23 protein-coding genes are annotated in these 24,455 nt (G+C 59.3%); 7 read left to right on the top strand and 16 right to left on the bottom strand.

The features are described from left to right. Positions 1–59: 59 nt before the first annotated feature. The 3 genes from ACQRBV_RS14650 to ACQRBV_RS14640 form a co-directional block, all read right to left on the bottom strand. Positions 60–650: a nucleotidyltransferase family protein gene (locus ACQRBV_RS14650; RefSeq protein ID WP_411985695.1), complete on the bottom strand. Its 591-nt coding sequence runs from the start codon at positions 648–650 to the stop codon at positions 60–62. Beyond that, positions 647–1,633, bottom strand: a complete 987-nt coding sequence (locus tag ACQRBV_RS14645; RefSeq protein WP_104994597.1) for an XdhC family protein — start codon at positions 1,631–1,633, stop codon at positions 647–649. Before ACQRBV_RS14645 ends, ACQRBV_RS14650 begins: the two co-directional genes overlap by 4 nt. 145 nt (positions 1,634–1,778) lie before the next feature. Further along, the gene (locus ACQRBV_RS14640) at positions 1,779–3,110 is read right to left on the bottom strand and encodes a dicarboxylate/amino acid:cation symporter (RefSeq protein WP_060756317.1); all 1,332 of its coding nucleotides are present in this window, start codon (positions 3,108–3,110) and stop codon (positions 1,779–1,781) included. Between the two features lie 340 nt (positions 3,111–3,450). On the opposite strand from ACQRBV_RS14640, the gene ACQRBV_RS14635 reads away from it, so the two are divergent. After that, complete coding sequence (locus tag ACQRBV_RS14635; RefSeq protein ID WP_104994598.1) at positions 3,451–4,449, top strand: AraC family transcriptional regulator; 999 nt, start codon at positions 3,451–3,453, stop codon at positions 4,447–4,449. 120 nt (positions 4,450–4,569) lie between these two features. On the opposite strand, the gene ACQRBV_RS14630 is transcribed toward ACQRBV_RS14635, so the two are convergent. Genes ACQRBV_RS14630 through ACQRBV_RS14620 form a run of 3 tightly spaced genes read right to left on the bottom strand, consistent with a single transcriptional unit; the run spans position 4,570 to position 6,917 of the window. Further along, positions 4,570–5,916, bottom strand: a complete 1,347-nt coding sequence (locus tag ACQRBV_RS14630; protein WP_090369085.1) for an ATP-binding protein — start codon at positions 5,914–5,916, stop codon at positions 4,570–4,572. Then, entirely contained in the window at positions 5,913–6,590 is a 678-nt protein-coding gene (locus ACQRBV_RS14625) for a response regulator (RefSeq protein ID WP_411985696.1), read from the bottom strand. The genes ACQRBV_RS14630 and ACQRBV_RS14625 overlap by 4 nt, the downstream gene beginning before the upstream one ends. Before the next feature lie 18 nt (positions 6,591–6,608). Beyond that, a complete protein-coding gene (locus tag ACQRBV_RS14620) occupies positions 6,609–6,917 on the bottom strand; it encodes a hypothetical protein (protein WP_060756321.1) in 309 nt (102 codons plus the stop codon). A gap of 136 nt (positions 6,918–7,053) precedes the next feature. On the opposite strand from ACQRBV_RS14620, the gene ACQRBV_RS14615 reads away from it, so the two are divergent. After that, entirely contained in the window at positions 7,054–7,770 is a 717-nt protein-coding gene (locus tag ACQRBV_RS14615; protein WP_090369083.1) for a 4'-phosphopantetheinyl transferase family protein, read from the top strand. Between the two features lie 46 nt (positions 7,771–7,816). On the opposite strand, the gene ACQRBV_RS14610 is transcribed toward ACQRBV_RS14615, so the two are convergent. Together ACQRBV_RS14610 and ACQRBV_RS14605 are read right to left on the bottom strand one after the other, a co-directional pair. Continuing rightward, complete coding sequence (locus ACQRBV_RS14610; RefSeq protein ID WP_411985697.1) at positions 7,817–9,427, bottom strand: ATP-binding protein; 1,611 nt, start codon at positions 9,425–9,427, stop codon at positions 7,817–7,819. Beyond that, entirely contained in the window at positions 9,424–10,149 is a 726-nt protein-coding gene (locus ACQRBV_RS14605) for a response regulator (protein ID WP_060756324.1), read from the bottom strand. The genes ACQRBV_RS14610 and ACQRBV_RS14605 overlap by 4 nt, the downstream gene beginning before the upstream one ends. Positions 10,150–10,784: 635 nt before the next feature. On the opposite strand from ACQRBV_RS14605, the gene ACQRBV_RS14600 reads away from it, so the two are divergent. Next, positions 10,785–13,679, top strand: coding sequence for a ribonucleoside-diphosphate reductase subunit alpha (locus tag ACQRBV_RS14600; RefSeq protein ID WP_090369079.1), 2,895 nt, complete (start codon positions 10,785–10,787; stop codon positions 13,677–13,679). A gap of 117 nt (positions 13,680–13,796) precedes the next feature. Here the strand turns inward: ACQRBV_RS14600 and ACQRBV_RS14595 are convergent, their stop codons facing one another. The 7 genes from ACQRBV_RS14595 to ACQRBV_RS14565 all read right to left on the bottom strand — a co-directional run bounded on the left by ACQRBV_RS14595 (position 13,797) and on the right by ACQRBV_RS14565 (position 19,965). Beyond that, positions 13,797–14,831, bottom strand: a complete 1,035-nt coding sequence (locus ACQRBV_RS14595) for a hypothetical protein (RefSeq protein WP_411985698.1) — start codon at positions 14,829–14,831, stop codon at positions 13,797–13,799. A 154-nt stretch (positions 14,832–14,985) separates the two neighbouring features. Further along, the gene (flgE, locus tag ACQRBV_RS14590; protein ID WP_060756326.1) at positions 14,986–16,296 is read right to left on the bottom strand and encodes a flagellar hook protein FlgE; all 1,311 of its coding nucleotides are present in this window, start codon (positions 16,294–16,296) and stop codon (positions 14,986–14,988) included. A gap of 31 nt (positions 16,297–16,327) precedes the next feature. Beyond that, a complete protein-coding gene (gene flgD / locus ACQRBV_RS14585; protein ID WP_060756327.1) occupies positions 16,328–17,059 on the bottom strand; it encodes a flagellar hook assembly protein FlgD in 732 nt (243 codons plus the stop codon). A 16-nt stretch (positions 17,060–17,075) separates the two neighbouring features. Beyond that, a complete protein-coding gene (flgC, locus tag ACQRBV_RS14580) occupies positions 17,076–17,519 on the bottom strand; it encodes a flagellar basal body rod protein FlgC (protein ID WP_060756328.1) in 444 nt (147 codons plus the stop codon). Positions 17,520–17,522: 3 nt separating this feature from the next. Beyond that, positions 17,523–17,930, bottom strand: coding sequence for a flagellar basal body rod protein FlgB (flgB, locus tag ACQRBV_RS14575; protein WP_060756329.1), 408 nt, complete (start codon positions 17,928–17,930; stop codon positions 17,523–17,525). Between the two features lie 233 nt (positions 17,931–18,163). Then, positions 18,164–18,991 (bottom strand): protein-glutamate O-methyltransferase CheR, encoded by an 828-nt coding sequence (gene cheR / locus ACQRBV_RS14570; RefSeq protein ID WP_060756330.1) that lies wholly within the window; start codon positions 18,989–18,991, stop codon positions 18,164–18,166. Positions 18,992–19,032: 41 nt separating this feature from the next. Next, on the bottom strand, positions 19,033–19,965 hold the full coding sequence (locus ACQRBV_RS14565) for a chemotaxis protein CheV (protein WP_161549523.1): 933 nt from the start codon (positions 19,963–19,965) through the stop codon (positions 19,033–19,035). Between the two features lie 91 nt (positions 19,966–20,056). Between ACQRBV_RS14565 and flgA the strand changes: the two genes are divergently transcribed. From flgA to ACQRBV_RS14545, 4 genes are all read left to right on the top strand, one after another. After that, complete coding sequence (gene flgA / locus ACQRBV_RS14560; RefSeq protein WP_060756332.1) at positions 20,057–20,818, top strand: flagellar basal body P-ring formation chaperone FlgA; 762 nt, start codon at positions 20,057–20,059, stop codon at positions 20,816–20,818. Positions 20,819–20,961: 143 nt separating this feature from the next. Beyond that, positions 20,962–21,285, top strand: a complete 324-nt coding sequence (gene flgM / locus ACQRBV_RS14555) for a flagellar biosynthesis anti-sigma factor FlgM (RefSeq protein WP_090369072.1) — start codon at positions 20,962–20,964, stop codon at positions 21,283–21,285. 48 nt (positions 21,286–21,333) lie between these two features. Next, a complete protein-coding gene (locus ACQRBV_RS14550; protein ID WP_060756334.1) occupies positions 21,334–21,804 on the top strand; it encodes a flagellar protein FlgN in 471 nt (156 codons plus the stop codon). Positions 21,805–21,899: 95 nt separating this feature from the next. Next, complete coding sequence (locus ACQRBV_RS14545; RefSeq protein WP_060756335.1) at positions 21,900–22,649, top strand: flagellar brake protein; 750 nt, start codon at positions 21,900–21,902, stop codon at positions 22,647–22,649. Between the two features lie 59 nt (positions 22,650–22,708). Here the strand turns inward: ACQRBV_RS14545 and ACQRBV_RS14540 are convergent, their stop codons facing one another. Continuing rightward, the gene (locus ACQRBV_RS14540) at positions 22,709–24,094 is read right to left on the bottom strand and encodes an MFS transporter (protein ID WP_198763432.1); all 1,386 of its coding nucleotides are present in this window, start codon (positions 24,092–24,094) and stop codon (positions 22,709–22,711) included. Positions 24,095–24,455: the final 361 nt, after the last annotated feature.

Genomic DNA, 24,455 nt, shown 5'->3' with positions numbered 1-24,455 from the left:
TATTCATCGTCTGCTCTATCGCTTAACTGACAGGCATTAGGGCTTGCCCCCTCCCACACTCAGATCGGCTTGAAGTTCAAGGACTGCGGAACATCGACATCCCAGAGCACACCCGGGTCTTCAACCGCCACTTCGCTGACCAACGTCTGCGCAAACAATGATCGTCCTCCACGATCACCGGTCAATGCCATCAGCTCAGGCCCAAATGCCTGGCCAAACGCTACAGGATGCCCATACCGCCCATCCTGCACCGGCACACGGATACCGCCCGCCTCCAGCCCGTCGATCACCCGCTCAATGCTCGAGGACCGAATAAACGGCATATCTCCCAGCACCACCAGCCAGCCATCCGTCGCACCGCTGGCCGCGACCGCCGCGGCAATGCTGTCGCCCATGCCCGCCGATTCCAGCAACACGACTTTGCAACCCTGCGCCTTGGCCAACCGAATGACCTCCAGGCGCTCCGGCGAGGTCACCACCCAACGCTCAACGAGCGTCGCCGGCAGGTTCACCAGCACCTGCTCGAGTACCGGCCGCGTCACGCCATCCAATCCGCTGCAATTGGCCAGCAGCTTGTCCTGGTCGGCACCGGCTTCGGCACGGAAACGACTGCCCTGCCCTGCCGCCAGTACAATCGCCGTCACCGTCACTCGGCGACCACCGGCAGCGGCTTTTTCTGCATCGGCGCCACACCGTTCTTGATTGCGACGACTTCAGCCATCAGCGACAAGGCAATTTCAGCAGGCGTGTGGCTACCGATGTGCAAGCCGATCGGCCCATGCAAGCGCGCAATCGCCTCGGCCGTCAGCCCGAGCGCCGCCAGGGTTTCCCGGCGCTTCTGGGTATTGACCCGCGAGCCCAGCGCGCCGACGTAGAAGGCATCGGAATTCAATGCCGTCAGCAACGCCATATCATCCAGGCGGGGGTCGTGGGTCAGGCAGACGATAGCTGTGCGCTCGTCGGTCTGAATGTTCAGTACCGCCTCATCCGGCATGCCCGGCACAAACCGACCATGCTGTTCTTCCCAGCCGTAGACGAACTCTTCACGCGGGTCGCAGACCAACACTTCGAAATCCAGCAAGCGCGCCATTTGGGCCACGTAGCGCGACAACTGCCCGGCACCGATCAACAGCAGGCGCCAGCGCGGGCCATAGATGGCGCGCAGGCGCTCCCCGTCAAATGTCACCACATCCGTCTTGCTTGCGCTGCCGAGGGTCACAGTACCCGTGGCCAGATCCAGCTCCCGGGCGACAATCTGATGGTCCTCACAACGCTCCAGCAGCTGTGCGACCCATTGCCAGTCGCCTACCCGTTCTTCGGTCAGGCGCAACGTGCCACCGCACGGCAGGCCGAAGCGCGCCGCCTCATCGCGGGTGACCCCGTATGTCACTAACTGCACGGGCGGGCCATCTTCCGCCAGGCGACCATCTTGCAGGCGCGCAATCAGATCATCCTCAATGCAACCGCCGGACACCGAGCCGATCACGACCCCGTCGCCCCGCAATGCCAACATCGCCCCCGGCGGACGCGGTGCACTGCCCCAGGTCTGGACCACGCTGTACAACACCACCCGCTGCCCGGCGCGACGCCATTCGAGCACACTGCGCAGGACATTCAGATCCACGCTATCCATCCAACCTCCTGCCGGCCTTACAACGATTACTCACCCAATCACTGTAAAGCAAAAGCCTCCAGAGTGGCCGACCACAAACGCAAACGCCCCGAAACAGTCGGGGCGTTTGTGGAGGGCTTCGGCGTCAGTTCACGCCAGCAGCGAGTTACTTGATGACAGGAGCAGGGCCTTCGGCCACACCCAGGTCATCTTCCGGACGGGTATCGGAGATACCGGTACCACCGGACGCCAGCTCGCTCTGCAGCTTGTCGGTGTCCAGTTCCTTGACCCACTTGGCGACAACGATAGTGGCAACGGCGTTACCGACCAGGTTGGTCAGGGCGCGCGCTTCGGACATGAAGCGGTCGATACCCAGGATCAGTGCCAGGCCGGCAACCGGCAGGTGGCCGACGGCCGACAGGGTGGCAGCCAGTACGATAAAGCCCGAACCGGTCACGCCAGCAGCGCCTTTGGAGGACAGCAACAGCACCAGCAGCAGGGTGATCTGGTGGGTGATATCCATGTGGGTGTCAGTCGCCTGGGCGATGAACACGGCAGCCATGGTCAGGTAGATCGAAGTACCGTCGAGGTTGAAGGAGTAGCCGGTGGGGATCACCAGGCCGACTACGGATTTCTTCGCGCCCAGGCGCTCCATCTTGATCAGCATGCGTGGCAGCGCGGATTCGGAAGAGGAAGTGCCCAGTACGATCAGCAGTTCTTCACGGATGTAGCGCACCAGCTTCAACACGCTGAAACCGTGGGCACGGCAGATGGCACCCAACACCACCACCACGAACAGGACGCAGGTGATGTAGAAGCAGATCATCAGCTGACCCAGTTGCACCAGGGAACCTACACCGTAGGCACCGATGGTGAACGCCATGGCACCCAGGGCACCAATTGGCGCGAGCTTCATGATCATGTTGATGATGTTGAACATGACGTGGGCGAAGCGATCGATGAAGTCCAGCACCGGCTTGCCGTAGGCACCCAGGCGATGCAGGGCAAAACCGAAGATCACCGAGAACATCAGCACTTGCAGGATGTCACCGTTGGCGAAGGCGCCGACGATGGTGTTCGGAATCACATTGAGGATAAAGCCAACCACGCTCTGGTCTGCACCGGCAGTCACGTAGGCCGCAACTTTGGAGGCGTCCAGGGTAGCCACGTCGATGTGCATGCCGGCGCCCGGTTGCACAACGTTGACCACGACCAGGCCGATCAGCAGGGCGATGGTGGAAACGATTTCGAAGTACAGCAGCGCGTAGCCGCCGGTTTTGCCGACCGATTTCATGCTTTGCATGCCAGCGATACCGCTGACAACGGTGCAGAAGATGATCGGGGCGATGACCATTTTGATCAGCTTGATAAAGCCGTCACCCAGTGGCTTGAGCGCCACGCCGGTCTGCGGGTAGAAATGACCGAGCAAAATACCGATAACGATTGCAACGATCACCTGGAAATACAGGGATTTGTACAGTGGCTGACGAGTCGTCATTGCAAAGTTCCTCAATCGTCCCGTGTAGCAAATATCCGCCATTGCCCACGACACTTGAATTGCGAACCCTCCTGCACTGGAGGGATTTGTTGTTTGCGAGGCTGGTAGGACCAGGCCTGCGCTGCCATCTCTTATCGCAAACGCCGTGCCACTTTCTGCAAATCCGCTGAAGGCCTTTAGACATCAGGCCTGGGCGCGCTCAACCTTCCTTCACGCGCCCTGAACAAGTGGCGGGTTTCCGCCATGCAGCCAAATCCCGTCCTACAATTTGGCGGATATCCGCCTTGTCGCCTCACCCAGTGATGGCTAACATCCGCCACTCCATGGACGAGGCCCTCACATGCGTGAACGCACCATCGCCAGTCACTACGCCCGAGCGGCTCTGGTCGGTGCCCGTCGGGCGGGCTATGACTACTCGGCCCTGCTGCAACAGGTGGGCATTACCCCTGAGTTGCTGACCGAGCCCCGCGCCCGCATTGCGCCGGAACAATTTACCCGGCTGTTGCAGATGCTCTGGCTGGAGCTCGACGACGAGTACCTGGGGTTCGCTGAAGGTTCGAGTAAACGCGGCACCTTCGCCATGATGTGCCACGCGCTGATTCACTGCCGCACCCTGGAGAAGGCTCTGGAACGCGGTTTATTATTTTATAGCTTATTCCCACAGGGTCCGCGCTGGCATCTGACAAGAGAAGGCGACATGGCTCGTCTGAGCCTGGATGACTCACAGCTGTGGGACCCGGATCATTTCCTGAGCGAATGCCTGCTGGTGATCTGGCATCGCCTGGGCAGTTGGTTGATCGGCCAGCGAATCCGGTTGCATCAGGCGACGTTCCACTACCCGATGCCGGCCCATGCAGGCGAGTATGACTTGCTCTTCCCCTGCCCTCAGGTATTCAACGCACCGAGCAGTAGCCTGGTATTCCCCTGCCGCTATTTGAGCCTGCCCTTGCTGCAGGACGAACGCACGCTCAAGCATTTTCTGCAGCGCTCGCCCGCAGACTTGCTGTCACGACCGGACGAAGGCGACAGCTTGAGCAGCCAGTTACGCCGCTTGTTAAGCCGTGACCGCACGCCTTGGCCGGACCTGGAGGCCGTGGCGCAGCACCTGCACATCAGCCCGCAGACCCTGCGCCGACACCTGCGCGAGGAAGGCACCAGTTTCCAGGCACTCAAAGATGAATTGCGGCGAGACATCGCCATTTATCACTTGGGGCGGGCCAATCTGTCGCTGCAGGAAATCGCCGAGCAGTTGGGATTCTCCGAACCGTCGGCGTTTCATCGGGCGTTCAAGAAGTGGACGGGGCTTACGCCGGGCGCCTACCGGGAGCAGGAAAATTAGGAAGGTGGCGCCCATACTGACGCCATCGGGAGCAAGCCCCCTCCCACCCTTGAATGTGTTCACAAATCAAAAAATCTGGGAGGGGCTAGCCCCCGATGAGGCCGGCTCAGCCACTAAAAATCACACAGCCGGGAAGTGAATCTTGAACGCCGCGCCACCCAGCGCCGAATCCCCCAAAGTCAGGCGTGCGCCGTAACTTTCGATAATGTCCTTGACCACCGCCAGCCCAATGCCCTGCCCCGGATGCTGACGGTCCAGCCGTTCGCCCCGTTGCAGAATCCGTGCGCGCTGATCCGGTGGCACACCGGGGCCATCGTCCTCGATACACAGCTCAGTGCCGGCAAGACTTTCTACCAGGCTGATACGCACTTCGCTCAGGCACAGGCGATAGGCGTTTTCCAGCAGGTTGCCGAGCATTTCGAGCAGGGCGCCTTTCTCGATGGGCACATAACCCTCGTCCGGCAAGTCGAAGGACACGGTAACGCGCTTGTCGCGGTACACCTTGCCCAATGTGTCGCAGAGGCTTTGCAGCACCGGCGCAAGATGCACCTGGTGGCGCACCAGGCCACTTTTGCGCAGGCTGGCACGTTGCAGCTGGTAGCCGATCTGCTGACTCATACGTTCAATCTGCGATTGTAGAACCATGGCCTGGCCACGTTCTTCGGGACGCTGCGCCATGTCTTCACTCACGCCCTGCAATACCGCCAGCGGGGTTTTCAGGCTGTGGGCGAGGTCGTCGAGGGAATCGCGGTAGCGGGTACGCTGCTCACGCTCGCTGTGCAGCAACCGATTGAGGGAGCCGGTGAGGCGCAACAGTTCGCGTGGGTGTTCTTCGGTGAGGCTTTCGCGCGTGCCACTTTCAATCTGGTCCAGCTCCTGGCTCAGGCGTCGCAGGGCTTGCAGCCCCCACGTCAAGCCCAGCCAGAGCAAGGTCAACAGCACCAGCAAGGCGGCGCCGAAGCCCAGGTAGAGGTTTTCCCGCAGCCCCTCAAGGGTCAGTTGATATTCGCGTACCGGTTGCAACGCGACGATGCTGAACGCGGCACTTTTGCCTCCCAGCAGCTTGACCTCGACGTCATACACGAAGAACTCCTGGCCACCGGCTTCGCGGATACGCGCAAATTCGTTGCCACGCCCATCGTAACGCGGCCGGTAGTTGATGTTTTCTTCCTGGGTTGCCCGCGACCGCCACACCAGATGACCTTCGCGGTCATAGATATAGCCCAGCAGCCGGCTGTCGGTGAGGTTGAAACGCTCGTCAGGCAACTGCGCGGGCATCAGCAAGCGGTTGTTTTCGACGCGTGCCGCAGAAATCAGGGTGGTCACATCCGACGCCAGGCGCTGCTCGATGGAATCCTGCAACGCCAGGCTGAAAGCGCCTTGCATGGCGGGCAACAAGCCCAACATAAACAGCACGGCCAGGGTCGCGGCCGCCAGCATCAAGCGCACACGTAGCGAGCGAATCAACGGCAGCGCTCATTGAACAGGTAACCCAAGCCGCGCACGGTATCGATCGGCTTGAACCCCGCCGGGCCTTCCAGCTTGCGACGCAGGCGGCCCACCAACACTTCGATAACGTTCGGATCACGCTCGTCATCATCGGGATAGAGCTGCTCCATCAGGCGATCCTTGGCGACCACCTGCTGATGGTGGCGCATCAAGTACTCGAGAATACGGTACTCATAAGCGGTCAACGCCAAGGGTTGCTCATCCAGGGAAGCCTGTTTGCGGTTGAGGTCCAGCAACAGCGGCCCCGCCACGATCGTGGACTGGGTGAAACCACTGGAGCGGCGCAACAGGGCATTCATGCGCGCCTCCAGTTCTTCGAACTGGAATGGCTTGACCACGTAGTCGTCGGCACCGGCGGCCAGGCCTTCGACCTTGTCCTGCCAGTTGCCCCGCGCCGTGAGGATCAGGATCGGGAAACTCTTGGCCTGGATGCGCAATTGGCGGATCAGGTCCAGGCCGCCCATGCCGGGCAGGCCGAGGTCGATGATGGCCAGGTCGTGATTGAACTGGCCAGTCTGGTACAAGGCTTCTTCGGCATTGGCCACGGCTTCGACCACATGCCCACTGTCGGTCAGGCGGGTCAACAGGTGATGACGCAACAGCGCCTCATCTTCCACCACCAGCAATTTCATAAGGCTCTCCAAGGCGATTCAACTGTCCGACAGAGGGATATCATAGCGGCCCTGCAGGTCTTGCGGGCGCAGTTTAATGCCATTGTATTGGCCCGTCAGGTGTTCGTAGCCGGTGCGGTAACCCGGCTGCGGGGCAGTCTGCCCCAGCGACTGACCCCACGGCGCAGCCTGGCTGCCTGCATCGTCGAAACTGACACGGTGGATCAGGTTGCCGGACTTCTTGGTTTTCTCGCCGCCGAACGCGGCAAAGGAGCCGTCCGCAGCCTGCACTCCGGCAGTGGCGCTGAGCATGGTTAAGGCCAACAGCAGCTGTTTGATCGCAGTCATGGGGTTACCTCTACGCATTTGGCTATGGGTGCCAGACTACGCAGGCGCCCCTGAACTCCCCCTGAACGGGCTCTGAACCGCACCTGAACCGTTGCGGGCTATCCACTGGTGTGCCAACTGAAGCAAAATACCGCCCATGACGCCCCTACCCGCTTGCTGCACCCCGCTCGATGCACATTGGCCCCTACCCGAACCCTTGCCGGATACGGTGTTTCTCAGCACCCGCTTCGACCCCACCTTATTAAAGGCCGGCGACTTCCAGCGCAGCGCCGTGCCGCCACCGGCCAGCATCCAGCGCTCGGTGGCCAAGCGCCAGGCCGAGTTCCTTGCCGGCCGGCTGTGTGCGCGTACGGCGTTGCAACAACTGGATCAGCTCGATTGCGTCCCGGCCATCGGCGAAGACCGTGCGCCGGTGTGGCCAGGGCATATCAGCGGCTCCATCACCCACAGCACCGGACATGCCGCCGCCATCGTCGGGTACAAGGCGCAATGGCGTGGGCTGGGGATGGACCTGGAGAACCTGCTGAGCCTGGAGCGGGCCGAGCGCCTGGCCGGGGAAATTCTCACCGCCGATGAACTGCAACGCATGGCCGCCCTGCCGCGTGAGCAGATCGCCCGGTTGGTGACGCTGACGTTCTCGCTCAAGGAAAGCCTGTTCAAGGCGCTCTACCCGATTGTGCAGCAGCGTTTCTACTTTGAGCATGCCGAGGTGCTGGAGTGGTCCGAAGCCGGCCATGTGCGCTTGCGCCTGCTGACGGACCTGTCGGCCGAGTGGTGCCACGGCAAGGTATTGGAGGGGCAGTATGCGGTGGATGGGGATCAGTTATTGAGCCTGGTGGCTATCGGCGCTTGATAGGGCGCTATCGGGAGCAAGCCCCCTTCCACAGGAGATCGCGGTTTCAGGATTTCTCCTGATCCCTGGGCCAACTCAGACTGAAGCATGCCCCGCCCAGGTTGTTGCTCTTGCTGATCAAGGCGCGCCCGCCGTGCCAATAGATGATCCGCCGTACGATCGATAAACCCAGGCCGTGCCCACCCGAGGCCCGGGTGCGACTGTCATCCAGGCGCAGAAAGGGTGTGAAGATCCGCTCCCATGCACTTTCCGGCACGCCCGGGCCGTCATCTTCCACATCGATACGGCAGCGCACCTGCCCCACCTGATAGCTGATCAACACTCGGCCCTGGGCATGGCGCATGGCATTGCTCACCAGGTTCTGCAAAGCCCGATGCAGGTAACGCGGTTCGGCGTCGACCCAAGCGTCGTCCCAATGCGCCGAGGACAGGCAGCCCCCCCGACTCACGCTGATCTGCGGGCGCAGTGGCGACAATTCGCCGATGACCTGATCGAGCAACGCGCTGAGGTCGATCCGCTGGAAACTCAGTTGCGGCGCACCTTGCTCCAGGCGTGCATAGGTGAGCATTTCGTCCACCAGGCCATCGAGGTCCTGGATATCACTGTCCATGCCGTCCATGTACTTGCGCCGCGCCTCGGGGGTGGCGGCGTCACCGATCATCTCCAGGCCAAAGCGCAGGCGCGCCACCGGGGTACGTAGTTCGTGGGACACCGCGCGCACCAATTCGCGCTGGATCGCCAGCAACTGCTGCAGATGCTCGGCCATGCCATTGAAGGCTGCCGCCAGACGCCCGACCGAGTCCGCCCCGCGGGCCGGCACACGCACCTCCAGGCTGCCTTTGGCAATACGCGTGGCCGCCGCTTCCAGCCCGCGCAGGCGCTGCTCGAGCTGGCGCACCAGGAAATACACGATCAAGCCGATCAGAGTCAGGCTGACCAACGCGATCAGGATCAGCCACTGCGCCGGGTAAGGGTTCATTTGATACAACGGGCCGAGTTCCAGGACCCAAGGCGTACCGACCATACCGGCGAACACGCGAATCGAATCACCGCCTTTACCCAGCGCCATCACCGTATCGCCTTCCGACACACGACGGCGCTGATCCTCATCCATATCAGCCTGATCGAGGGTCATCAGGTGCATTTCGAAGCCAAAGCCCTTGGCTTCCTTTAGGTCGGCCAAACGCTGCGGCTGCTCCGCCACCGGGTAACGCACCAGTTCATCGGCCAACAGGTAGATCGTTGCACGCGCCAGCTGCTCGCTGATCTGCTGCACTTCGCCGGTCAGCACCAACGACTCTTGCTCACTGACCAAACGCAGTACCCGCGCGGCATGCGGCCCGGTCTGCTGCACCAGGACCTGGCCGCGTTGCAGGCGATTGCGCTGGGCAAGGTCCAACTGCGCATCGCTGAGGCTGCGCAGTTCCAGGGGGATGCCCAACAAACGCTCCCACACCGCCAGGGCACGCTGACGCTCGATGGCGCTCATGGGTTGCAGGTTGTCCCCCATCAACGCGAAGGTGCCGTGGGCCAGGCGCTCGCGGTATTGCCCGCTGCGCACCTCGTTGAGCAGGTGCAGCGCCAGCACGCTCAGCAGCGCCACCAGAATCAGCGCCGCACACATGCCGCCGTAGATGCGCAGGAAGATCGAGTTCACAGCGGCATATCGGCAGCGGCTTCGGGGACGAACAGGTAGCCTTTGCTGCGGATGGTCTTGATCAGCCGTGGGTGGATCGGGTCGTCGCCTATTTTCGGGCGAATACGCGAGATACGCACATCAATGGAGCGGTCCTGGCCGTCGTAGCCGATGCCGCGCAGGGCAATGAAGATTTCTTCGCGGGACAAGATACGCCCGGCATTCGCCACCAGCAGCCATAAAAGGTCGAACTCGGCACTGGTCAGTTCGATGCCGCCGTCATGCAGCCAGGCTTCGCGCAGGGCGTTGTCCACGATCAAGGGACCAAACTGCAAGCGACGCTGGTTCTCCACAACGCCGGCCTCCGTCGGCTCGCTGCGCCGCAGCAGGGCTTGAATGCGCGCCAGCAGCAAGCGTGGGCGTACGGGTTTGCACACATAGTCATCCGCCCCCAAGTCCAGTCCCTGCACCTGATCCATGTCATCGGTACGGGCGGTCAGCATCAGGATCACCCCGTCGTAGCGCGCACGCACCTTGCGACAGATACTCAAGCCGTCTTCGCCGGGCAGCATCAAGTCGAGGATCACCAGGTCCGGCTGTTCGTCGATAATACGCGCCGCAGCCCGGGCGCCATCGCCCTCCACCGACACCCGCAGGCCGTTGCTCTGCAGGTAATCACGGGTCAACTCGGCCAATCGCTCGTCGTCCTCGACAATCAGTATTTGCCAGGCCTCTTGCTCCACGGGTGATCCTCGTCGCGATAGAGAGTCGTTATGACAATGCGGCCGGATAGGGGAGCAAGCGTGTCTATCTCTCACATGCTTCTCCCACATGCTGATCTTCGCCGGCCACACCTTATTTGTAATGTTTAGAGGGCATAACAGAGGCCGATTGTAGCCACGGGCCTGCCCTTGCGCACAAGCCCGGAAATCCACTCGGTGATCGCATTTTTTTGTGATAGGGTTCGCGCCCTTCGAAAAAGGCTCGGTTGTTTTGCACCCGAAACATTTAATGACAAACGGTGCAATCCAGCAGTAACGCGGCCTACACGGGCATTCGACCTTTCTTACACATTTTACTCACAACCTTATCCACAGGTTACTCCGTTGCTAACCCCTCAAAAACGCATTATCTTGTACCTCGAGGACAAACGAGACCCTACATGTAGGGTTTTCGAGCAAAGTGCCTAACCACACAAGTGGCTCGAAACTCAAGCGCTTTATTTGTTAGCGCGACGTGGAACCAACAGATTTTCAGTAGACCAAACCGCTCACGCGGATGGCATCTGTTCTCCATCCCCGACATGGAAAACGGTACGGGTGTTGCAGGAAAAAGCCTGGCACTCGCAATCAAATATAGAACGTGGAGACAACCCCCCATGCAAACCGACACAACTCGCGAGAACCCGCAAGGCTCCGTGCCGCAGGCCGCTGATTCAAACCTGGATCTGTCCGCCACTGCACCCGGCCAACTGCGTGTGATCAAGCGTAACGGCACTGTCGTTCCTTACACCGATGACAAAATCACCGTCGCCATCACCAAAGCGTTTCTTGCAGTTGAAGGCGGCACCGCTGCTGCCTCGTCGCGCATCCACGATACCGTTGCCCGCCTGACCGAACAGGTCACCGCGACTTTCAAACGTCGCATGCCTTCGGGCGGCACCATCCACATCGAAGAAATCCAGGACCAGGTCGAGCTGGCCCTGATGCGTGCCGGCGAGCAGAAAGTCGCTCGCGACTACGTGATCTACCGTGACTCGCGCGCCAAGGAACGTGCCGTGCGCTCCCCCGCTGAAGAAGCTGCGGTGCAAGCTCACCCGTCGATCCGCATCACCCTGGCCGACGGTTCGTTTGCACCGTTGGACCTGGGCCGCCTGAACACCATCATCACCGAAGCCTGTGAAGGCCTGGAAGAAGTCGACGGCGACCTGATCCAGCGCGAAACCCTGAAGAACCTGTACGACGGCGTGGCCCTGACCGACGTCAACACCGCCCTGGTGATGACCGCCCGTACCCTGGTCGAGCGTGAGCCGAACTACTCGTTCGTGACCGCGCGCCTGCTGATGGACACCCTGCGCGCCGAAGGCCTGGGCTTCCTGGGCGTGGCCGACAGCGCCACCCACCACGAGATGGCCGACCTGTACGCCAAGGCCCTGCCGGCCTACATCGCCAAGGGTATCGAATTCGAATTGCTGAACCCGGTCCTGGCCTCCTTCGACCTGGAAAAACTCGGCAAGGCGATCAATCACGAGCGTGACCAGCAGTTCACCTACCTGGGCCTGCAAACCCTGTACGACCGTTACTTCATCCACAAGGACGGTGTGCGCTTCGAACTGCCGCAAGTGTTCTTCATGCGCGTGGCCATGGGCCTGGCGATCGAAGAGAAGCACAAAGAAGACCGCGCGATCGAGTTCTACAACCTGCTGTCGTCGTTCGACTACATGTCGTCGACACCGACCCTGTTCAACGCCGGTACCTTGCGTCCACAGCTGTCCAGCTGCTACCTGACCACCGTGCCGGATGACCTGTCGGGCATCTACCACGCGATCCACGACAACGCCATGCTGTCCAAATTCGCTGGCGGCCTGGGTAACGACTGGACGCCGGTGCGCGCACTGGGTTCGTACATCAAGGGCACCAACGGCAAGTCCCAGGGCGTCGTACCGTTCCTGAAAGTCGTGAACGACACCGCCGTCGCGGTCAACCAGGGTGGCAAGCGCAAAGGCGCTGTGTGTGCCTACCTGGAAACCTGGCACATGGACATTGAAGAGTTCATCGAGCTGCGCAAGAACACCGGTGATGACCGTCGTCGTACCCACGACATGAACACGGCCAACTGGATCCCTGACCTGTTCATGAAGCGCGTCTTCGATGACGGCAAATGGACCCTGTTCTCTCCATCCGAAGTACCGGACCTGCACGACCTGACCGGCAAAGCCTTCGAAGAGCGCTACGAGTACTACGAAGCCCTCACCGAGTATCCAGGCAAGGTCAAGCTGTTCAAGACCATCCAGGCCAAAGACCTGTGGCGCAAAATGCTGTCGATGCTGTTCGAAACCGGCCACCCATGGCTGACATTCAAGGACCCATGCAACCTGCGCAGCCCGCAGCAGCACGTCGGCGTGGTCCACAGTTCGAACCTGTGCACCGAGATCACCTTGAACACCAACAAGGACGAGATCGCCGTTTGCAACCTGGGCTCGATCAACCTGCCGAACCACATCGTCAACGGCAAGCTGGATACCGCCAAGCTGGAACGTACCGTCAACACTGCCGTTCGCATGCTCGATAACGTTATCGACATCAACTACTACTCGGTACCACAGGCGCAGAACTCCAACTTCAAGCACCGTCCAGTGGGCCTGGGCATCATGGGCTTCCAGGACGCGCTGTACCTGCAGCACATTCCGTACGGTTCGGATGCCGCGGTCGAGTTCGCCGACAAGTCCATGGAAGCGGTCAGCTACTACGCGATCCAGGCGTCCTGCGACCTGGCCGACGAGCGCGGTGCATACGAGACGTTCCAGGGTTCGCTGTGGTCCAAGGGCATCCTGCCGCTGGACTCGCAACAGATCCTGATCGAAGCCCGTGGCCAGAAGTACATCGACGTTGACCTGAAAGAAACCCTGGACTGGGCACCGGTACGTGCTCGTGTACAGAAAGGCATTCGTAACTCCAACATCATGGCCATCGCACCGACTGCAACCATCGCCAACATCACCGGCGTGTCGCAGTCGATCGAACCGACCTACCAGAACCTGTATGTGAAATCGAACCTGTCGGGCGAATTCACCGTGATCAACCCGTACCTGGTTCGCGACCTCAAGGCCCGCGGCCTGTGGGACTCGGTCATGATCAACGACCTGAAGTACTACGACGGTTCCGTGCAGCAGATCGAGCGTATCCCGCAAGAACTCAAAGAGCTCTACGCGACCGCCTTCGAAGTGGACACCAAGTGGATCGTTGACGCCGCCAGCCGTCGTCAGAAGTGGATCGACCAGGCGCAGTCGCTGAACCTGTACATTGCCGGTGCATCGGGCAAGAAGCTGGACGTGACCTACCGCATGGCTTGGTACCGTGGCCTGAAAACCACTTACTACCTCCGTGCCCTGGCCGCGACCAGCACCGAGAAGTCGACCATCAACACCGGCAAGCTGAACGCTGTTTCCAGCGGTAACCACGGTGATGATTCGGTTCTCGCAGCGCCAGCCGGCCCGGCCCCCGTGCCAAAGGCCTGCGCGATCGACGAGCCGGATTGCGAAGCTTGCCAATAAGCTGAACCGGTCCCGGGCTTGAACAGCCGGGATTGAAAAACCCCCGATAGACCCTGGCTGCAATGGGGTTTATCGGGGGTTTTCTTTTCGGGGGTTTTCTTTAGTCGGACAGGCCGCTTAGAACAAGACGGTCGCCAGCCCCGACCTGGGTGCCCCACCTCGCTCACCCCATAGCTCGATCCGGCCATTGATCACGGCCATCGAATGACCTTTATACTCCACCGTGCCCACCTTGCTGCTTCTCAGGTCCGCGTCAGTCGCTGGCCTGTAACGTCCTCTGAGTCCCAAACGATCCAAGCCTTCCCGGCTGCCCTCCCCATCCATCAAGCTATTCAAGGCAGCCCGGTAACTGCGCCCGGCAGTGCCATCATTGTTCTCCATTTGAGCCCGCTTTGCGCTCACGGCATACATGAAGTTTGCGTCGGTCATCATTTGCGGGTCATCCCCCTTGAAGCGTGCCTCCCGCGCTGCAAGCTGCAACTCGCCCTTGGACAAATGCAGTTTGAAGCCATCGCGCATGGTCACGTCATAACCGTCGCCACTCTCCTTGACCTCTTTGTACACATCGGTGGGCTTCTGGCCGTACTGCATCATCGCCGCCTTTATCGCGGAAACCGTGATGCAATTGCCATCCGCCCCCTGACTGAACCCACTCCAGATGTTGTCCGGTTTCTTCCCCGGATTACTGTAGTCCGGTTTGTAGTTGAAATGTTTCGCCCCTTCGGTAATGGGCTTGTTGCTCATGGATTCACTGGGGCCGAAATCGCTTCTAGGCACGCCAGGACCACGACCACCACTGCCTGGCAACACCGGTGGTGGGCTGGGCGAGGCATCATCCGCATCCGGAAACCATTCCTTCAACAGTCGCTTGAGAAACTCACGAAACGGCGCGGAAGCCTCTGCGATCAGGTCGTCAATCAGCGCCTTGAATTGCTCGTCGCCCAGCTTCTCGCGCAGGGCATTGAGTTTGTCGCGCACGTCCCGGGCCGTCTGGGACTTGGAACCTTGCTCGGCGTCAAACAGCTCATTGAGCAGCTTCTTGATCGCACCCGCCTCATTAACAGGCGCGACAGGCGCCGACGTCGCAGGCTCTACACCCGGCGTAGAACCCACGCGCCCATATCCGAACCCCACTACACCTGAATTCCACATTCCCAAGCCTCTCCATTGAGTCACAGGCCTACTCAGTGGCGATTCAGGACTCAGGCGTTCCACAGCATTCCATTACTCCTCAGCGGGTGTTTTCCCACGCAAAAAAAAGCCCCTCATACGAGGGGCCTTCAGACTGCATGCCAACCCAGATGCATCAGGTCATCTGGATAATGGTCTGCATGATCGTGCTCTGAGTAGAGATGGTCTTGGCGTTCGCCTGATAGTTGCTCTGGGCCTTGATCAGGTCCACCAGCTCGTTGGTCAGGTTGACGTTGGAGCTCTCCAGGGATTTGGACACGATCGAACCCAGGGTACCGGCTTGCGGGTTGTCATAACCCGGCTGGCCCGAGGCGAAGGTCTCTTTCCAGGTGGTGCTGCCGGCCGGCTGCAGGCCTTGCTCGTTGTTGAAGCTGGCCAAGGAGAGCTGGCCGATCGCCTTGCTCTGCTGGTTGCTGAATGTTGCGAACAGCACGCCGCTACCATCAATGTTCAAGCCGGTAATCTGGCCGGTGGCGTAACCATCGGTGACCGGTGGGTTACGGTAGGTGGCCGAGTTGTACTGGGTGATGTTAGCCATGTTGATGGCGATACCGGTCGGGTTGGCCGTCGCGCCGTTTGGCGTCCACACACCATTGGTCACTGTACCTGGGGTCCAGTTGGCAATGGTCAGCGTAGTGCTGGACGCGCCACCGGTAACGATCCCGGTGAGTTTGCCTGCGCCGTCAAAGCTCAAGGTCGAAGCAACCGGCGGTGTGGAGCCCGTGCCCGTCGGCGCAGTACCATCAGGGTTGCGGCCATCGATCAGGGTGTAGGAATTCCACGTATTGCCACCCGTCTTGACCAGGTACTGCACCATCGAATGTGCGTTGCCCTGATTATCATACAAGGTGGTGTTGTATTGGGTCGTGAAGGTTTCGGACTTGGTGGGATCGAACGGTGTGGCCGTCTGGTCGATCACCGGCGACGATGAGTTCAGGTTGCTTTGGGAGTCCACTTTGGTGGAGGCCTTGGGCGGCAGGTTCGACAGGTTCAATTGCAAGTCGGTCAGGGCGCCCTTGATAATGTTGCCATTGGCATCCGCCGCGTAGCCTTGCAAGCGCGAGGTACCGGTGTTGTTGACGATGAAGCCGTCTTTATCCGAGTGGAAGGAACCGTTACGGGTGTATTCCAGCGACCCGTCACTGCCCTTCTGGACGAAGAAGCCGCCCCCCTGGATCGCCATATCCAACAGGCCGCCGCTGCCGACGACATCACCCTGGGTGAATTGCTGGGACACGGCTGCCAGGCTCACACCGCTGCCGACACTGTTCTGGCCAGTACCCAGCTTGGAAGCTGCGTAGATGTCGGCGAATTCTGCACGCGACGTTTTGAAGCCGGTGGTCGCAACGTTGGCGATGTTGTTACCGGTCACGTCCAGCTGTTTGTTGGCCGCATAGAGGCCGCTAAGGCCGATATTAAAAGACATGTTTCTCTCCCTCTGCCGTATTTAGCCGGCTCTATGTACCGATAGTCTGAATTTGCGACAGCTTGACGCTGCCCATGCCACCTGCAAGGTTGAGCAGCATCTCGCCGCCGGTCTTGCTCAATGTCACGCTGGTCACCGTGGCGGGCAGCGAAGTCAACAGGGCAGCAGAGTCGCCCTTGTCATTCTTGTAGGTGGCGTTGAAGGTGTAGGTGCCCGTTGGAGCGACTTCACCCTTGTCGTTCTTGCCGTCCCAGATAAAGCTGCTATTACCGGCACTCTGGGCGCCCATATCGATGGTGCGCACCACGTTCCCATCCTTGTCGGTGATCTTGACGGAGACGTTACCCGTCGCTGCCGTCACCGCCACCGAGCCGGTCATGCTCTTGCTGGTATCGACCAACGCTTTGTCGGTCTGGGTGATGATCGAGCGCCCGACCAACGACGAGGCTTGCAGCGCCTGCGACGAGCTGAAGTTGCTGGAGATCGCATTCACCGAGTCATTCAGGGTGTTGATGCCTTCCAGGCTGCTGAACTGGGCCAGTTGCGCCACGAACGCGCCGTTATCCTGGGGCGACAGCGGGTTCTGGTTTTTCAGTTGGGTCACCAGCAGTTGCATGAACGCATCCTTGCCCAGTGCCTGGTTACCCGTGGCGGCCTTGGCTGCGTTATTGAGACTGCTGTTGTCTGTCGCCGTCTTGACCTTGGTATTGAACAGGTCCTGAACCGGCGTGTTGGCTGGATTAGTGGTATCAACAATGGCCATTATTTGGCGCCCCTTATCACTGACCCAGGGTCAGGACCTTCTGCATCATGGTTTTGGCGGTGTTCATCATTTCCGCATTGGTCTGGAACGAGCGGCTGGCGGAGATCATGTCAGCCATTTCCTCGACCACGTTGACGTTGGGGTAGTACACGTAGCCCTTTTCGTTCGCAGCAGGGTGGTTGGGCTCGTAGCGGGCCTCAAGGTTGCTCTGGTCTTCGACCACACCCAACACCTGCACGCCGGAGCCTGCGGCGTCCTGATTCTGGAACAGCGAATCGCTGCCGTTGCCCTGGCCACCTTGGAACATGGTGGCGAACACCGGGTGACGGGCGCGGTAGGTCTGGTCGATGCTCGAAGACACGGTCTCGGCGTTGGCGATGTTACTGGCGACGGTGTTCAAACGCGTGGTCTGCGCGCTCATGCCACTGCCGGCAATATTGAAAACACTGGACAGGGACATGGCTTACTCTCCACGCAGGGCTGACATCAGCCCTTTGAATTTACTGTTGAGCAGGGTGAAGCTGGCCTGAAAGTTCACCGAGTTCTCGGCATAGGCCGATTGCTCCAGCTGGGCGTCGACGGTGTTCTGGTCGATCGACGGTTGCATCGGCGTGCGATACAACAACGCCTCGTCACCACTGCTCAGGCCTTGTGCTTCGATATGCCGGCTATTGGTCATATTCAAGGCAAAGGTGCCGTTCTTGGTCTTGTCCTGCTGCGCCGCGAGCACAGCGGAGAAATCCAGATCCCGAGCCTTGTAGTTCGGGGTGTCGGCGTTGGTAATGTTGTTGGCCAGGACTTCGGCACGCTGGGCGCGGAAGCCCAGGGCTTGTTCGTGGATACCGAGCGCTTTATCGAAGCTGATGCTCATGGCGGAAACCTTTAGGCTGACCTGCTTTTCGTATCTGGGTTATAGCAAGGCTCATGCCAATTCTTCGAAGGCCCGTATTTCAAGGATTTGCTGGATGCTGTTAAGCGGCAATGCCAGAAAAGCGGCAATGGACTTCCGCGTGAAGCCAGTAAAGCGGCAATGCAAGTTGCCGCTTTGAGGCGAAAAAAATGGGAGGCCTGTGTGGGGCCTCCCATTTTTTGTTCAAGGGTGCATCACTTCGCCTGGTAGATGATCCCAGGGCTGCATTGCACCATCTGGTAATGATCCGGCAAACCGTTCAACGCTTCTGAAGCCCCCAGGAACAGGTAGCCGCCACGCTTGAGGGTGCCGTGGATGCGCAACAGGATGTCTTTCTTCACTTCGGCCGAGAAATAGATCAGCACGTTGCGGCAAAACACCATGTCAAACTTGCCCAGACTGGCATAGCTGTCGAGCAGGTTGAACGAGCGAAACTCCACGCGATTCTTGATCGGCGCCTTGACCGCCCATCGCCCTGCCCCTTTAGGCTCAAAGTAACGCTGCAGGCGCTCCTGGGAAAGCCCACGCCCCAGAGCAAGGCTGTCGTATTCGCCGGTCTTGCAATTGGTCAGCATGGTGCCGGACAAGTCGGTGGCAACAATTTGTGCCCCCGCCTTCAGCTGGCCCATGTTGGTTCGCTCAAACTCATCGATAGACATCGAGATCGAATACGGTTCCTGCCCCGAAGAGCACGCCGCCGACCAGATGCGCAGGCGCTGGCCCGGGCTGGCCTTGATGGCCTCCGGCAGCACTTTGCTCTTGAGCACCTCAAAGGGGTAGGTGTCGCGAAACCATAGGGTCTCGTTGGTGGTCATCGCATCGACCACCATTTCCTTGAGCCCACTGCGCGGCTGTCCCTGGATGCGCTGAACCAACTCGCCCAGCGACTTGATACCCTGCTGCTCCATCAGCTTGTTGAGACGGCTGGATACCAGGTACTGCTTGTTTTCACCGAGCAATATGCCACAGGCCTTTTCCAGGAAGACCCGGAACTGTTCGAAATCCAAATTACCCGTAGACAATGATACCGCCTCTTAAATCGTGTGATCGCCAGGGAAAGCCCCTAGCCGTGATCTGCAGCCTTGATCCGGTCGACTACCCGGGATGCCAGGTCATCAGGACGGAATTTGGCCAGGAAGTCATCAGCGCCGACCTTCTTGACCATTGCCTGATTGAATACACCCGACAATGAAGTATGCAGGATGATATGCAATTTTTGCATGCGTGGGTCGCTGCGTATTTCGGCCGTGAGGGTATAACCATCCATTTCCGGCATCTCGATGTCGGAAATCATCATCAAGAACTCTTCTTCCGGCTTCTTGCCCTCATCGACCAGGTTACGCAGGTAATCCAGCGCCTGGCGACCATCATTAAGAGCCACCACGTCCACGCCAACGGTTTGCAGGCAACGCGTGACCTGCTTGCGAGCGACCGAGGAGTCATCCACGGTCAGTACGCGCAGGGATACCGCCTTGTGCGCGGTTTCCGCATCGACCACGCCTACCGAGATAGACTCCGAGGTCGGCGCCACTTCGGCGAGGATCTTCTCCACGTCGATGATTTCCACCAACTGGTTATCAACCCGCGTCACCGCCGTGAGGTAGTGATCGCGCCCAGTGCCCTTGGGTGGCGGATGGATCTCTTCCCAGTTCATGTTGACGATACGTTCCACCGAGCGCACCAGGAAACCCTGGGTCTTGGTGTTGTACTCCGTGATGATCACGAACGGGCTTCCGCGGTCCTGCAAACCGGCGGAACCTGTGGCCAGTGCCAGGTCAAGAATCGGGATGGTCGCACCACGGATGTTGGCTACACCACACACCACAGGGCTGGATTTGGGCATGATCGTCAATTTGGGACACTGCAACACTTCCCGAACTTTAAACACGTTGATGCCATATAGCTGGCTGCCGTCCAGGCGAAAAAGCAACAACTCCAGGCGATTCTGCCCTACCAGCTGTGTACGCTGGTTTACTGAATCCATTACACCTGCCATGCCTGCACTCCTACGCTAAAACCTTGGGCCATACCTACAAGGCGGCGCGCGCCCTAACACGAAACGGCACGAGCTTTGCTATTTATTGGCCATGGACATTAAAACGACAGTTTCCCGACACCCCCGCCCTCGCTACCGCAGACTGCTCTGCGCCACGATGGTTTTGCTTGCCTTGACGGCAGGCGCTACGACCCGTGCCGACAACGTCACATTGCCTGATCTACTTATCGGCGTCACTCAGGGCTTTCTTGAGTTCACTGTAGAAGATTATCTGACAACCACACAAACGCCGGGACGCTACGAGATCCAAGTCAACCAGTTAGACCCTCGCCTGCGCATGCCAATGTGCGACAAGGAATTGACTGCCACCTTGGAAAGCCCTGCCCAGCCTATTGGTCGCGTCACGGTCAAAGTCCGTTGTGAAGGCGCTTCGCCCTGGACGGTGTTCGTGCCCGCTCAAGTCAAATTGTTCCGCGATGTCGTGGTGGTGACACGCCCGCTGAAGCGCACCGGCATCATCGGTTTCGAAGATGTTGCCCTGCGCGAACGTGATATCAGCCAGATCAACCAGGGCTATCTCACATCGGTGGACCAAGCCATCGGGCAGAAATTGACCCGACCAATGGTTACCGATCAAGTCATCACGCTGGTCCATCTGGAACAGGCCGAGGTGATTCGCAAGGGGGATCAGGTGGTGATTTCCGCCAGTAGCGGCGCATTGACAGTAAAAATGCCGGGGGAGGCACTGTCCAACGGCGGTATGAGCGAACAGATTCGCGTCAAGAACCTCAACTCCAACCGTGTGATCAAGGCGCAGGTGACCGCACCGGGACAAGTCGAGGTGGCGTTATAGACTCCACTGGCATAGGACGCTGGCTTTTCCTACACTGTGGGCTGAACATCTGCGCATTCAGGTTTATTCTCAATCGCGCCTAAAGTTTATCCGGGTATGGCCGAAAACATGGCAAGCGTCCAAATACCCAGAGGTTTTTTAACATGGTCATTGATTTCAGTCGTTTGAATAACGCCCCGGCTTTGCCCGGTTCTACGCGCACCGGTGGTGCCAAGGACAGTGTAGAAGCCAAGTCCCAGCCTGCGCCTACCAAGGCAGAACCGGCCGGTGTCAGCCAGAGCGGGGAATCGGTACACCTGAGCAATGAGGCTCAACAGTTGCAGAAGGTCACTGACTCGCTGCGCGATCAACCGGTTGTCAATAAAGCCCGTGTGGCCGAGTTGAAACAGGCTATCGCCGATGGCAGCTATAAAGTCGACAGCAACCGTGTAGCCAGCAAGCTGCTTAACTTCGAAGCCGAGCGCTAGGCAAAGGCCTGCGCTGGGCTTTTGGACGCTTAAAACCCAAGGCCAGCCATGCACCACGACGAACATTTGCTCCAACTGATCATTGATGATCTGGCGCCGACGCAACATTTGCTCGAGTTGCTCAAAGAAGAATCCCTGGCCCTGTATGGCCGGGATATGCGTTTGCTGGAAGAAATCCTGGCACGCAAACAGTCGCTGATTGTGCTGCTCGAACAACACGGCAAGAAGCGCAGCGAAATTCTCATCAGCCTGGGCCTGCCGGCTGATCACGACGGCCTTGCCCAACTGGCCAGCCATTCCTCGGTTGGTGATCAACTACTGACCCAGAGTAGCGCGCTCAATCAATTGCTCGCCCAGTGCCAGGAAGCCAACCTGCTCAACGGTCAGTCGATCCAGCTTCAGCAAGCCACGACCGCCAACCAGTTGCGCATACTCCACGGCGGAGAACCTCCGGCCCTCTACAACGCCCAAGGCTCGACCTCGCGCCTGGTCAAACCAAGCACCCGCAGCCAAGCCTGACGCCGGTTCACCGCGCGCCTATCCAAGGCACGCTACATACTGGCAAAATGCCCCTTCTTGCGTGTAGTCGTATTTTGTCTGGAGATGGAAGAACCGTGTTCAACGCCCTTAATGCGGAAGATGCCCCGCAGCCACCAAAGGTCCTCACCACGCCTCTGGAAATCGCCAGTACTTTGCGAATGCTGCAGGAAAGCCATGATCCACTGATCATCACTTTCCACGAGCGCAGCCAGCGCTTTCAAAGCTACCTGGTAGACGTTGACCGGGACAGCAAGACGCTGGCCTTGGACGAAATGATTCCCCGCGATGGCGAACGCTACCTCGAGAATGGCGAGTCCTTCCGCATTGAAGGCTTTCATGAGGGTGTGCGGGTTGCCTGGGAAAGCAACGGTACGCTGGCCATCAGCGAGAAAGATGGGCACCGCATTTACACCGGCAGCATACCTGGCGAAGTGGTCTACCATCAGCGACGCAATGCCTTCCGCGCTGCGTTGAAGCTGGCACAGCTGGTGAACATCGAGCTGGGCGGCGAAAAGCTCAAGGCCCCCATCAGTGGCAAGCTACTGGATATTTCCGCTACCGGCTGCAAGCTGCGCTTTGAAGGCGACATATCCGAGCGCCTGCAACTGGGTCAGGTGTATGACCGCTTTATCGCTGCCCTGCCCTTTGGCAGCATGAGCACGTCCGTCGAACTGCGTTATCTGCACTTCGAAGACAAGATCAATACCACTTTCGCCGGCGTGCGCTTTCATAACATGAGCGGCCTGGTGCAGCGCCAGGTAGAACGGTTTGTGTATCAGCTGCAGCGTGAAGCGCGACGCTTCGACAAGGATGATGATTTTTAAGCCTTAAAACTCGCGTCAAAAAACGGGCAGATCCTGATGGGATCTGCCCGTTTTTATATTCAGGGGCGTGCCTTGCTCAGGTCATGAGGATGATTATCCGGGTCTGGATGCTCGGGTGGAGTATCCAGTGCATCCCCCTCGGTCGGTGCTTGCGGATTAGCGTCGGACCCAGGCTCAGCTACGGTGGTTTGCATCTGCTCCTGCACCACCGCCTCATCGACACGAGGATCGAGCGCAGCCACCAAGGGTGAACTGGACATGCTGTCGGGCATCGCTACGTGGTGCAGCGGAGCATCATCAACCTGATGCAGGTTAGTCACGGCTTTCGGACGGATACGCCAGACCAGAATCAGCGCGCACAGGCTGAAAAACGCGTACAGCATATGGCTGCCAAACAACTTCATCACCACGCCCGCCAACAGCGGCCCGACACTGGCGCCGATGCCGTAGGTCACCAGCAGCATGGCAGTCAGCGATACCCGACGGTCCCCTTCGACATGGTCATTGGAAAACGCCACGGCCAGCGGGTAAAGGCAGAACTGCACCAACGAACACAGGAAACCCGCGACAAACAGCACCTCCAATGGCACCTGGGTCAGGATCGCCAGGGGCAGAGCTGCCACTGCCAGGCACAAAGCGAAACAGCGAATCAATAATGCGCGGTCATAACGATCAGACAACCAACCCAACGGCCACTGCACCACCAAACCTGCAAAAATGCAGCACCCCATGAACACACCGACCTGTTCAGTCGTCAACCCCTGCTGGGACGCGTACAGCGGCGCCAAACCGTAAAAGGAGCCCACAATCAGCCCGGCCCCCAGCACCGTACTCAACGACTGCGGCACACGCTTGATAAAGAATCGCGGTTCCATCGGTGCCGGATGTAGCGGCGCAGGGTGAATGCGCCGGGTCATGGCCACCGGCACCAGGCACAAGGCAAAACAGACCGCTACCAACATCAACAGCTCCAGGCCAAGCTGAGGATGCAACACGAGAATCAACTGGCCTAATACCAGGCCCAGATAGGAGGCGATCATATAGCCACTGAACACTAAGCCGCGCTGCTTGGCGTCTGCCTGCTCGTTCAGCCAACTTTCGATAACCATGTACTGACACATCATCCCCAGGCCTACGATCATCCGCAGCACGATCCAGGCCGGCAACCAGTTGACCAGCCCGTGACCCAGCACGGCGGCCCCGACAATTCCGGCACAAGTGGCATACGCACGGATGTGTCCGACGCGGGCGATCAGGCGATGCCCGATCTTGCCACCCAGCACCAGGCCAAAATAGTTGGCCGCCATCAATGCCCCCACCCACAAGCTGTCAACATGGTCTGCTGCCAGGCGTAATGCCAGGTAAGTACTGAGCAGGCCGGAGCCGATCAGCATCATCAAGGAAGCGAAATAAAGGGCTCGAAAAGATTTCCAGATCTGGCGCATCGGCGTTCCGAGCGGCTCCTTGTAGTGAGGGACAGGGTTATCGGCATGATAGTCCTGGGTGACTGTGTCCGGACAGGCGATATGAGCTGTTTCCGGGGATTATTTTGCTAAACACTCAGACGCCGCATCGCAGTCTGAAAGGTACACAACGATAGCGATATATACGCGGCGCACTATCTGATCGCAGCCCAGCCGCCAAACCTGGTGAGGTATTTGGGCTCTGTGGATACAGCCGTAGAAGCGGCCAGACTTGATACAGGTTGAATGTGGACAACTGCCGGAAGTTTTCGATCGCCCAAAACAAAACCCCATCTGCTTTCGCAAATGGGGTTTCGGAATTTAATCTTGACGATGACCTACT

The organism is Pseudomonas sp. R11F, from assembly GCF_050312575.1.
In the GTDB taxonomy this organism is placed as follows: domain Bacteria; phylum Pseudomonadota; class Gammaproteobacteria; order Pseudomonadales; family Pseudomonadaceae; genus Aquipseudomonas; species Aquipseudomonas palleroniana.
The sequence above is the reverse complement of the archived record's forward strand: the minus strand, read 5'-3'. Positions and strand labels throughout refer to the sequence as shown.